This window comes from Mycobacterium sp. TH-M15, from assembly GCF_057473705.1.
This window is the reverse complement of sequence record NZ_JBYCLB010000709.1, coordinates 1-11,183: the sequence shown is the minus strand read 5'-3', so window position 1 is coordinate 11,183 and position 11,183 is coordinate 1. Positions and strand designations below refer to the sequence as shown.

Below are 11,183 nucleotides of genomic sequence, written 5' to 3'. Positions count from 1 at the left end.
GGACGCTGGTGCGGGACGGATGCGGGATGAGCGGCCCGGCTCGTAGCGTCCTAGCAGGTCAAACGCCTACCGCCGCTCAGCAGTCGTAGTACAGCGCGAACTCGTACGGGTGCGGGCGCAGGTTGACCGGCTCGATCTCCTTGGTGCGCTTGTAGCCGATCCAGGTCTCGATCAGGTCGGAGGTGAAAACGCCGCCCTCGGTGAGGTATTCGTGGTCGGCTTCGAGGTTGTCGATCACGTCGGCGAGCTGGGTAGGCGCCTGCGGGACGTTGGCCGCCTCCTCGGGCGGCAGCTCGTAGAGGTCTTTATCAACAGGGGCGGCCGGCTCGATCTTGTTCTTGATGCCGTCGACGCCGGCCATCAGCATGGCCGCGAACGCCAGATACGGGTTGCCCGACGAGTCCGGGCAGCGGAACTCCAGCCGCTTGGCCTTCGGATTGGATCCGGTGATCGGGATCCGCACGCAGGCCGACCGGTTGCGCTGGCTGTACACCAGGTTGATCGGCGCCTCGTAACCCGGCACCAAGCGTTTGTAGGAGTTGATCGTCGGGTTGGTGAAGGCCAGCAGCGACGGCGCGTGGTGCAGGATCCCGCCGATGTAGTGCCGGGCGGTGTCCGACAATCCGGCGTACCCGGCCTCGTCGTAGAAGAGCGGGCTGCCGTCCTGCCACAGCGACTGGTGCACGTGCATCCCGGAGCCGTTGTCGCCGAACAGCGGTTTGGGCATGAACGTCACCGTCTTGCCGGCCTGCCACGCGGTGTTCTTGATGATGTATTTGAACAGCATCAGGTCGTCGGCGGCGTGCAGCAGGGTGTTGAACTTGTAGTTGATCTCGGCCTGCCCGCCGGTGCCCACCTCGTGGTGGCCGCGCTCCAGGATGAAGCCGGCGTTGATCAGGTTGGTGGTCATCGTGTCGCGCAGGTCGACGTGGTGGTCGTTCGGCGCCACCGGGAAGTAGCCGCCTTTGGGCGGAACCTTGTAGCCGCGGTTGGGGCTGCCGTCGGCCTCGGTCGGCTCGCCGGTGTTCCACCAGCCCGAGGTCGAGTCGACCTCGTAGAACGCGCCGTTCATCCGTGAGTCGAACGCCACCGAGTCGAAGATGTAGAACTCGGCCTCGGCGCCGAAGTAGGCGGTGTCGGCGATGCCGGTGCTGGTCAGGTAGCTCTCCGCCTTGCGGGCGACGTTGCGCGGGTCGCGCGAGTACGGCTCCCGGGTGAACGGGTCGTGCACGAAGAAGTTCAGGTTCAGCGTCTTGGCCGCCCGGAACGGGTCGACGAGCGCGGTGTTGGGGTCCGGCAGCAGCATCATGTCGGACTCGTGGATGGATTGGAAACCGCGGATCGAGGACCCGTCGAAGGCCAGCCCGTCCTCGAAGACGCTGGCGTCGAGGGCCGACGCCGGGATGGAGAAGTGCTGCAGGACGCCGGGCAGGTCGCAGAACCGGATGTCGATGTATTCGATGTCCTCGTCCGCGACGAGCTTGAGGATGTCGTCGGGCGTCTTGTCGGTCACCGAATTATTCTCCTCTGTTGGATGGTGCGGCAAACGCTACGCAGGCGATATTGCCCGAACATCAACCACGTGTTGCCCAGACGTTACGCAATCACCGGACGGCGGGGCTGACCGGGGGCTTTGCGGCGGGCCTATGGTGAGTGGGTGGCAGGCACACTCTCGTCCTGGTTGTCCGGCCCGGAGTCGGCCGATCCTCGCCGGGGGAGCGGTTACCCGGGCGAGGCGCTGGGCCTGCCGCCGACCGGACCGGGGGCCCTGGCGGCGTTCGGTCAGCGGGTCGCGGCGCTGGCCGTCGACTGGCTGCTGGCCTACGGGCTGGCCGGGCTGGGACTGGCGTTCGGTCTGGTCGGCCAGGCGGCGTTGCCGACGGTGGTGCTGGTGGTCTGGCTGCTGCTCGGGGCCGCGGCGGTGCGGCTGTTCGGCTTCACGCCCGGACAGTTCGTCTGCCGGCTGCGAGTGGCCTCGGTCGACTATCGTGCTCAGGTCGGGATCGGCCGGGCACTGGCGCGCGGAACCCTGATCGCGCTGGTGCTGCCGCCGCTCTTCGCCGACGCCGACGGCCGGGGTCTGCAAGACCGGGCAACCGGCACCGCGGTGGTGCGGCGCTGACGGGTTGGCGTCGGGTTACGCAGGCTAGCGCCGGCGCACGGTGCGCTGCACGCCGCGCAGCTTCGCGCCCTCCGGCAGCGGGCCTTTGGGCATCGCCGCCTTCCCGGTCCGCGAGCCGAGCGCGGCCAGCCGGGACTCCAGCGAGTCGATCTGCTTCACCGGAATGTTGGCCGGCAGCTTGGTCAGGAACCGTTCCAGCTTCGACAGCGGAACCTCGCCGTCGCCGCCGCCGACCACGACGTCGTAGATCGGCACGTCACCGATGAGCCGCGCGGTGCGTTTCTTCTCCTGGGCCAGCAGTGACTTGACCCGGGCCGCAGCCCCCTCGCCGACCAGGATGACACCCGGCCGGCCGATCACCCGGTGCACCGCGTCGAACTGGCCGGTGGCGGCCACGGTCGGGGTGACCCGCCACTTGCCGCGCATGTTGTCCAGCGCCCAGGCGGCCGCACCGGCCTGCCCCTCGGCCTTGCGGTAGACCGACTTCTGGGCGCGGCGGCCGAAGATGATGAACGCCACCAGCAGGCCGAGCACCACCCCGAGCGGCAGGATCATCGCCATGCTGGTCGTGCCGGACGGGACACTGATCGCCGCAGCTGCGCCCACGATCAGCAGGAATGCGCCGGCCATGTACGGCAGCAGCCGGCGGTCCTCCTTGCGCTGGATCTGAAACGCCTGCCACAGCTGGGTGCGCCGGTCCCGGGCGGCGGCCTTGCGGGTGGCTTTCGCCTCGGCGCGGGCGGCCTTGTTCTCGGCGGCGTTGCGGGGTCTGGCCATAGTTACCGAGGATACCCAGCGGCCGGTCCGCTATTGCGCCAACGGTGTCCGCGGCCGTCGGGCCCGGCGCTCCATCGCCTGCTTGTAGAGCCGGCCGGCCCGGTACGACGAGCGGACCAGCGGCCCGGACATCACCCCGGCGAAGCCGAGCTGTTCGGCGAAGCGGGCGTGCTCGACGAACTCCTCGGGCTTGACCCACCGGTCGATCGGGTGGTGCCGCTCGGACGGCCGCAGGTATTGGGTGATGGTCACCAGCTCCGCGCCCGCGTCGTACAGGTCGGTCAGCGCGTCCCGGATCTCGTCCGGGGTCTCGCCCATCCCGAGGATGAGGTTGCTCTTGGCGACCAGCCCGGCCTCCCGGGCCTGGGTGAGCACGTCGAGGCTGCGCGGGTAGCTGAACGCCGGGCGGATCATCTTGAAGATGCGCGGCACCGTTTCGACGTTGTGCGCCAACACCTCCGGGTGGGTCTCGAAGACCTCGCCCAGCAACTCGGGCTTCCCGTCGAAGTCCGGGATCAGCAACTCCACGCCGGTCGACGGGTTGAGCCGCTTGATGGCGCGCACCGTCTCGGCGTACAGCCAGGCGCCCTGGTCGTCGAGGTCGTCGCGGGTCACCCCGGTCACCGTCGAGTACCGCAGCCCCATCGCCTGCACGCTCTCGGCGACCCGGCGCGGCTCGTCGCGGTCGACCTCGCTGGGCTTACCGGACTTGATCAAGCAGAACGAGCAGTTCCGGGTGCACACCTCGCCGCCGATCAGGAAGGTGGCCTCCCGGTCCTCCCAGCACTCGTAGATGTTGGGGCAGCCGGCCTCCTCGCAGACCGTGTGCAGCTTCTCGCGCTTGACCAGGCCCTTGAGCTCGGTGTAGTGGGGGCCCATCTTCGCGCGGGTCTTGATCCAGGACGGTTTGCGCTCGATCGGCGTCTCGGCGTTGCGTGCTTCCTGCCGGCGTAGCCGGCGGTCTTCCGGGACGGCGCTCACCGTGCCGATGGTACGCCCGTGCCGATATCCCCGACGAGGTGGTCGCGGACCGGAGGCACCCCGTCCAGTGCGTTGACCACCGCGTCGGCGACCGCGGACCGCACGTCGGCGACGGCGACCCGGCGACCCAGCTCGGCCGAGAGTGACGTCACCCCGGCGTCGGCGATACCGCACGGCACGATCGCGGCGAACGCGCCGAGATCGCAGTCACAGTTGAGCGCGAAGCCGTGCAGGGTGGTGGCCCGTGCCACCCGCACCCCGATCGCGGCGACCTTGCGGGGCGGGCGACCGTCCCCGGCCGGCACCCACACCCCGGATCGCCCGTCGATGCGCCCGGTGGCCAGGCCCAGTTCGGCGCAGACCGCGATCAGTGCTTCCTCCAGGCGACGCACGTAATTGACCACGTCGAGCGGCTCGGCCAGCCCGATGATCGGATACCCGACCAGCTGACCCGGCCCGTGCCAGGTGATCTTGCCGCCCCGGTCGGTGTCGACGACCGTGCCGGCCACCGGCCGCTCGGACGGCTCGGTGCGCCGCCCGGCGGTGTAGACCGACGGGTGTTCCAGCAGCAGCAGGGTGTCCGGGCCGCCGGCCACCCGGGCGTCGGCCAGGTCGCGTTGTAGCCGCCACGCGGCGAGATAGTCGACGCTGCCCAGCTGGCGCAGCTCGATCGGGGCGGTGCTGGACCGGATGGACGGCACCCTCGCAGGCTACCCGGCCGACGTGCCCGCTCGGCCGCCGAGCGTGCGCGGATGTTCACGCTCGGCGAAGAACGGCGTTACTGCGCGGTGGCGTAGCGCAGCGCCTCGCCGATGGTCCGGTGGTGGAAGTCGAAGCCGGCGGCCTCCAGCGCGGCGGGGATGGCCCGCTGGCCGGTGAGCAGCCCCTCGTCGGCGAACTCACCGAGTGCGGCCCGGAGCGCGAACCCGGGCAGGGCCAGTGGGGTGGGTCGGTGCACCGCGCGGCCCAGCGCGGCGGTGAACTCGGCGTTGGTCACCGGCGCCGGGCCGGCCAGGTTCACCGGACCGGAGAGGCCGGCATGCGAGATCGCCGACTGCAGGGCCCGCACCTCGTCTTCCAGGCTGATCCAGGACAGGTACTGCCGGCCGTTGCCGAGTCGGGCGCCCAGGCCGAGGGCGAACAGCGGCCGAAGCCGGCCCAAGGCCCCGCCGGCGGGGGAGAGCACGACACCGGTGCGGGCCAGCACCACCCGGGCACCGGCCCGCTGGGCGGCCGCCGTGGCCGCTTCCCAGTCCTGGGCGAGCTGGGCCAGAAAACCAGCGCCCGGCGGGCCGGTCTCGTCGACCGTGCGCGCACCGGTGTCGCCGTAGAAGCCGACCGCGCTGGCGTTGACCAGAACCGGCACCCCGGCCTCGGCGACCGCATCGGAGAGCACCTCGGTCGGGGTGATGCGGCTGTCCCGCAGGCTCTGCTTGAACGCCCCCGACCAGCGCCGCCGGCCCAGGTTGACCCCGCACAGGTTGACCACCGCGTCGACCCCGTGCAGGGCGGCGACGTCGAGGTCGCCGAGCTCGGGATCCCAGTGCAGCTCACCGTCGTTCACCGGTCAGCGGCGGACGATCCGCAGCACCCGGTGGCCGGACGAGCGCAGCGCCGACACCAGGGCCGTGCCGATCAGGCCGGATGATCCGGCGATCGCGACGACGGCGTCGGCCACGCTGCCCCCTTCGTGCGGTCGGTGCGAAAGCCCTACAGCCCGAGGTCGGCCTCGAACGCGCCCTCCTCGAGGCGATTCCGGATCGTGGTCAGGAACCGGCCGGCATCGGCTCCGTCGATCAGCCGGTGGTCGTAGGTCAGCGGCAGGAAGCAGACCGAGCGCACCCCGATCGACTCGTTGCCGCCCTCGCCGATGATCACCCGGGGGCGTTTGACGATGGCGCCGGTGCCGAGCATCGCGGCCTGCGGCGGAACCAGGATCGGCGTGTCCATCAACGCGCCCTGGCTGCCGATGTTGGTGATGGTGAAGGTGCCGCCGGACAGCTCGTCGGGTTTGAGGTCGCCGGAGCGGGCCCGGGCCGCGATGTCGGCGATGGCGCGGGCCAGGCCGGCCAGCGACAGGTCGCCGGCGTTGTGGATCACCGGGGAGAGCAGCCCCTGATCGGTGTCGACGGCGATGCCGAGGTGTTCGGCGTCGTAGTAGGTGATCTCGCCGGTGCCCTCGTCGTAGCTGGCGTTGACGTTGGGGTGGGCCTTGAGCGCGTCGATCACCGCCCGGGCGATGAACGGCAGGTAGGTCAGGTTGACGCCCTCCCGTTCAGCGAAGGCGTTCTTGGCCTGCGTCCGCAGCGCCACGATCTTGGTCATGTCGACCTCGTGGGTCTGGGTGAGCTGCGCGGTGGCCTGCAGCGACTCGCGGGTCTTCTTCGCGGTGATCTGTCGGATCCGGCTGGCCTTGGCGGTGGTGCCGCGCAGGTTCGCCAGCGCGGGGGCCGGGGCCGCCGGGACCGGACCCGCGGCCGGTTGCGCGGCGGCCGGCTGCGTCTTCGCGGCGGCGGCCAGCACGTCCTGCTTGCGGATCCGTCCGCCCACCCCGGTGCCGGTCACCTGGCCGAGGTCGACGTTGTTCTCCGCGGCAAGCTTGCGGACCAGCGGCGTCACGTAGGGGGTGGTCTGTCCGGTGCCCGGCACCGCGGCGGCTGGCTGCGCGGCAGGTGCCGGCGCTGCCGGCGGTGCGGCAGGTGCCGGCGCTGCCGCCGGTGCGGCAGGCGGGGGTGCGGCTGCCACCGGCGCTTCGACAACTTCGGCGACCGGGGCCGGTGTGGGCTCCGGGGCCGGTTCGGGTGTCGGGGCGGGCGCGGCCACTGCCGCCGACCCGCTGCCCACCTTGGCCAGCTCCCCGCCGACCTGGACGGTGGCGTCCTCGGGGGCGGTGATCGACACCAGGGTGCCGGCCACCGGCGACGGGATCTCGGTGTCCACCTTGTCGGTGGAGACCTCGACCAGCGGCTCGTCGACCTGCACCGAGTCGCCGACTTTCTTCAGCCAGCGGGTCACCGTGCCTTCGGTGACCGACTCGCCGAGCTCGGGCATCAGCACCGGGGTGGCCTCGGAGACGCCGGCGGCCGGTGCGGGTGCGGCCGCGGGCGCCGGGGCGGGCTCGGGCTGTGCGACCGGCTCGGGGGCGGCGACCGGCTCGGGAGTGGCGGCCGGCTCGGGGGTGGGGGCGGCGGCCTCGCCCGCCTCACCGATCACCGCCAACTCACCACCGACCTCGACGGTCGCGTCCTCGGGGGCGAGGATCTTGGTCAGCACCCCGGTCACCGGCGACGGGATCTCGGTGTCCACCTTGTCGGTGGAGACCTCCAGCAGCGGCTCGTCGACCTCGACGGTGTCGCCCTCCTGCTTCAGCCAGCGGGTGACGGTCCCCTCGGTGACGCTCTCACCCAGTGCCGGCATCTGAACTGAGAACGCCATCGCTGTTAACTCCTCGATCGGTCGGTGGGTCGCCACATGTCACTCTATTCACATCCGCTGCGCGGCGTGGCGCTACCCGTTCTCTGCGATGTCCTCCAGCACCGCGAACATGGTCCGGGTCGGCACCCCGGTGCCGCCCTTGGGTGTGTAACCCCACGGTCCCGCGGTGTTGTAGGCCGGGCCGGCGACGTCGATATGCGCCCAGGCCACCCCGTCCGGGACGAACTCGCGCAGGTAGACCCCGGCGACCAGCATTCCGGCGAACCGCTGACCGCTGACGTTGGCCAGATCGGCGACCGTCGACTTCAGATCGTCGATGAGCTCGTCGGGCAGCGGCATCGCCCAGCCGTTCTCGCCGACCGCCTGGGAGATCGCCGCCACCCGGTCGCGGAACTCGTCTGAGCCCATCACCCCGGGGGTGCGGGTGCCCAGCGCCACCGTCTGCGCGCCGGTCAGCGTCGACGTCTCGATCAGGTAGTCGGGCTTGTCCTCGCCGGCCCGCACGATCGCGTCGGCCAGGATCAGCCGGCCCTCGGCGTCGGTGTTGAGCACCTCGACCGTGGTGCCGCCGTACTGGGTCAGCACGTCGCCGGGGCGCTGGGCCGTCCCGGACGGCATGTTCTCGGCCATCGGCACGGTGGCGATCACGTCGATCGGCAGCCCGCGCCGCGCCGCCAGCACCACGGTGGCGATCACCGCCGCGGCGCCGCCCATGTCCGAGGTCATGTGGTGCATGCCGAGCGCCGGCTTGATCGAGATGCCGCCGGTGTCGAAGGTGATCCCCTTGCCGACCAGGGCCACTTTCTTGGCCTTCCGGGCGCCCCGGTTGTTCGTGGCGAGTCGCGAGCCGCGATGGGTCAGCCGCACCAGCCGTGGCGGCCGCGACGACCCCTGGCCGACGCCGATCACCCCGCCGTAGCCGGCCTTGCGTAACGCCTTCTCGTCGAGCACCTCGACGTCGAGACCCGCGCCTTCTCCCAAAGCCTTTGCCCGTGCTGCGAATTCGGCTGGAAACAGGTGACTCGGCGGGGTGTTGACCAGATCGCGGGCGACGGTCACCGCGGCCGCGACGTCCGCGGCGTGGGCCGCCTGCGCCTTGACGGCCTTGCCGTCCTTGCCGGACGAGAGCACGGTGACGGTTTTCAGTGCGGGTGTCTTCGGGGCGGTCTTGCCGCTGCGGAACGCGGTGAACCGGTAGCCGCCCAGCAGCAGGCCTTCCACGCCGGCCGCCACGACGCCGTCGCCGGGCAGCCCGGCCAGCGCGCTGATCACCGTCTCGGTGCCGTTCAGCGCACGGGCCGCGACGCCCGCGGCGCGGCGGACCGCCTCGGCGGGCCACTCGTCGCGCGGGGTGCCCAGACCGACCGCGAGCACGCTGGCCACCGGCAGCGACGGCGCCGGCAGCCGGGTCACCTGGTCGGTAGCGCCGGTGGCGTCCAGCGCGGCCAGCCCGGCCTCGATCTCGGCGACGGCCTCGGCCGGCAGCGGCACCGTGCCGGCCACCGCGGCGCCGGCGTCGTCACCCCCGCTGACCACCGGCACGATCAACACCGCCTTGCCGGGGCGGCGAGGTAGCGAACTGGTGACGGCGACAGCGGGTTCGGTGCTCACGGGGTATCACCCTAGCGACCGGCGGTCCGGTGCAGCGCGTACGCCGTGACCGGTTCGTCGAAGCCCTTGAGCGTCAACGGATCCTGGACCACCGATGACCAGCCGCGCAACTCGTCGACCACGCCGGCCGCGGCCAGGATCTGTCCGGGACCGGCGGCGTCCACCAGCCGCGCGGCCAGGTTGACCGGGGTGCCGAAGTAGTCGCCGTTGATGGACAGCAGCTCACCGCAGGCCAGCCCGGCGCGAACCTGCAGGCCGGCGTTGCGGGCTTTCGGGTGGTCGACCAGGTCGGCCGCCGCCTGCGCCAGCAGCTCCGCGGTGGCGCTGACCCACATCACCGCGTCGCCGATGAACTTGACCACCCGCCCGCCGTCGGCGTGCACCACGTCGGCGACGGTGCCGACGAAGTCGGTGAGCAGGCTCGCCAGCTCCGTCGACGTCAGCACCCGGGTCAGCGCGGTGAAGCCGGTCAGGTCGGCGAACCCGACGCCGCAGACGATGCTCGCCGACGGCCCGCCGGCCAGCCCCTCCAGGAACGTCCGGTGGCTGACCTGGTGCTGGCGGTGCACGGCGTCGATCATCGCGCCGATCCGCGGGATGAACGCCGCGACCGATCGCCAGGCCCGGGCGGTGGTGAGTTCGTTTCGGGTATGACCCAGCCACATGTCGGGTTGGGTCTGCCGGATCATCGACGACTCGGCCTCGGCCAGCCGCGCCATCGTCCCCCCGAGCACCCGCAGGAAACCGTCGACGGGCTCCCCGAGGTACGACCGCATCTGCACCCAGGTGGCCAGCCCGTCGACGTCGGCCTGACTCAGCGCCGGCGTATCCGGGCTGGCGACGCTCAGGCCGAGCATCGTCCAGGCGCGTTCGACCTCGCTGACCGGCACGCCCAGGGCGTCGGCGGCGGTCCGCAAGGTATGGATCGGCGGGCCCGAGCGCCCCACCGCGTCGCCGGCGAGGCCGAACAACCGGCCGCGGCGTTCGGCATCGACCATCTCATCGGCGGTGAAGCCGAGGCCGGCCAGGTACTCGATCAGCCCGGCCCGTTCGCGGGCGCCGGCGATCCCCGCCGCCGTCAGTGCGTCGAAGTCGACCACCTTGCCAAGTCTGCCAGCCGCCGCCTTGATTAGGGTGGTTCAGCGTGAGCGAAATCCAGCACGGACCGTTGGACGACCGGCACCGCGAACTCGGTGCCGGATTCGCCGAGTTCGGCGGCTGGCTGATGCCGGTCTCCTACGCCGGCACCGTCGCCGAGCACACCGCGACCCGCGAGACGGTCGGCCTGTTCGACGTCAGCCACCTCGGCAAGACGACCGTCCGCGGGCCCGGCGCGGCCGCGTTCGTCAACTCGTCGCTCACCAACGACCTGTCCCGGATCGGCCCGGGCAAGGCGCAATACACGTTGTGCTGCACCGAATCCGGCGGCGTGATCGACGACTTGATCGCCTACTACGTCGCCGACGACGAGATGTTCCTGGTGCCCAACGCCGCCAACACCGCCGCGGTGGTGGCCGCCCTGCGGGCCGCCGCGCCAACCGGGCTGACCATCACCGACGAACACCGGTCCCGGGCGGTGCTGGCGGTGCAGGGTCCGCGCTCGGCCGACGTGCTGACCGCGCTGGGCCTGCCGACCGAGATGGACTACATGGCCTACATCGACGCCGCGTTCGACGGTGTGCCGGTGCGGGTCTGCCGCTCCGGCTACACCGGCGAGCACGGCTACGAGCTGCTGCCGCCGTGGGACTCGGCCGGGCCGGTGTTCGACGCGCTGGTCGCGGCCGTCACCGACGCGGGTGGGCAGCCGGCTGGCCTGGGCGCGCGGGACACGCTGCGCACCGAGATGGGCTACCCGCTGCACGGACACGAACTCTCCCTGGGCATCTCCCCGGTACAGGCCCGCTGCGGCTGGGCGGTCGGCTGGAAGAAGGACGCGTTCTTCGGCCGGGACGCGCTGCTGGCCGAGAAGGCCGCCGGGCCGCGCCGGCTGCTGCGCGGGCTGCGCGCACTCGGCCGCGGGGTGCTGCGGCCGGAGCTGTCGGTGCTCGACGGCGACCGTCGGGTGGGGGTGACCACGTCCGGCACCTTCTCGCCGACGCTGACGGTCGGCATCGCGCTGGCACTGATCGACACCGACGCCGGGATCGACGACGGTGCCCGGGTGACGGTGGACGTGCGCGGCCGGGGATTCGAGTTCGAGGTGGTGCACCGGCCGTTCGTCGCAGCAAAAACCCGGTAGCGCCCGGATATAGAATCA

At 71.5% G+C, this 11,183-nt stretch carries 9 protein-coding genes and 1 pseudogene; 2 read left to right on the top strand and 8 right to left on the bottom strand.

Annotated elements, in window-relative coordinates:
- Nucleotides 1-76: 76 nt before the first annotated feature.
- The gene (gene glnA / locus AC2VNT_RS17525) at nt 77-1,513 is read right to left on the bottom strand and encodes a type I glutamate--ammonia ligase (protein ID WP_486948061.1); all 1,437 of its coding nucleotides are present in this window, start codon (nt 1,511-1,513) and stop codon (nt 77-79) included.
- 168 nt (nt 1,514-1,681) lie between these two features.
- Here glnA and AC2VNT_RS17520 point away from each other — a divergent pair, with 168 nt between their 5' ends.
- Nucleotides 1,682-2,122 carry an RDD family protein gene (locus tag AC2VNT_RS17520; protein WP_486948062.1) on the top strand — a complete coding sequence of 147 codons (441 nt, stop codon included), beginning with the start codon at nt 1,682-1,684 and terminating at the stop codon, nt 2,120-2,122.
- Nucleotides 2,123-2,146: 24 nt separating this feature from the next.
- On the opposite strand, the gene AC2VNT_RS17515 is transcribed toward AC2VNT_RS17520, so the two are convergent.
- The 7 genes and pseudogenes from AC2VNT_RS17515 to AC2VNT_RS17485 all read right to left on the bottom strand — a co-directional run bounded on the left by AC2VNT_RS17515 (nt 2,147) and on the right by AC2VNT_RS17485 (nt 10,026).
- A complete protein-coding gene (locus AC2VNT_RS17515) occupies nt 2,147-2,899 on the bottom strand; it encodes a DUF4191 domain-containing protein (protein ID WP_486948060.1) in 753 nt (250 codons plus the stop codon).
- A gap of 30 nt (nt 2,900-2,929) precedes the next feature.
- Nucleotides 2,930-3,880: a lipoyl synthase gene (gene lipA, locus AC2VNT_RS17510; protein ID WP_486948059.1), complete on the bottom strand. Its 951-nt coding sequence runs from the start codon at nt 3,878-3,880 to the stop codon at nt 2,930-2,932.
- The gene (lipB, locus tag AC2VNT_RS17505) at nt 3,877-4,581 is read right to left on the bottom strand and encodes a lipoyl(octanoyl) transferase LipB (protein WP_486948058.1); all 705 of its coding nucleotides are present in this window, start codon (nt 4,579-4,581) and stop codon (nt 3,877-3,879) included. Before lipB ends, lipA begins: the two co-directional genes overlap by 4 nt.
- Nucleotides 4,582-4,658: 77 nt before the next feature.
- Nucleotides 4,659-5,558 (bottom strand): annotated as a pseudogene (locus AC2VNT_RS17500) (TIGR01777 family oxidoreductase).
- A gap of 32 nt (nt 5,559-5,590) precedes the next feature.
- Nucleotides 5,591-7,315, bottom strand: a complete 1,725-nt coding sequence (gene sucB / locus AC2VNT_RS17495; RefSeq protein ID WP_486948057.1) for a 2-oxoglutarate dehydrogenase, E2 component, dihydrolipoamide succinyltransferase — start codon at nt 7,313-7,315, stop codon at nt 5,591-5,593.
- A gap of 72 nt (nt 7,316-7,387) precedes the next feature.
- A complete protein-coding gene (locus AC2VNT_RS17490) occupies nt 7,388-8,926 on the bottom strand; it encodes a leucyl aminopeptidase (protein ID WP_486948056.1) in 1,539 nt (512 codons plus the stop codon).
- 11 nt (nt 8,927-8,937) lie between these two features.
- A complete protein-coding gene (locus AC2VNT_RS17485) occupies nt 8,938-10,026 on the bottom strand; it encodes an adenylate/guanylate cyclase domain-containing protein (RefSeq protein WP_486948055.1) in 1,089 nt (362 codons plus the stop codon).
- Between the two features lie 44 nt (nt 10,027-10,070).
- Here AC2VNT_RS17485 and gcvT point away from each other — a divergent pair, with 44 nt between their 5' ends.
- The gene (gene gcvT, locus AC2VNT_RS17480; protein WP_486948054.1) at nt 10,071-11,165 is read left to right on the top strand and encodes a glycine cleavage system aminomethyltransferase GcvT; all 1,095 of its coding nucleotides are present in this window, start codon (nt 10,071-10,073) and stop codon (nt 11,163-11,165) included.
- Nucleotides 11,166-11,183 lie beyond the last annotated feature (18 nt).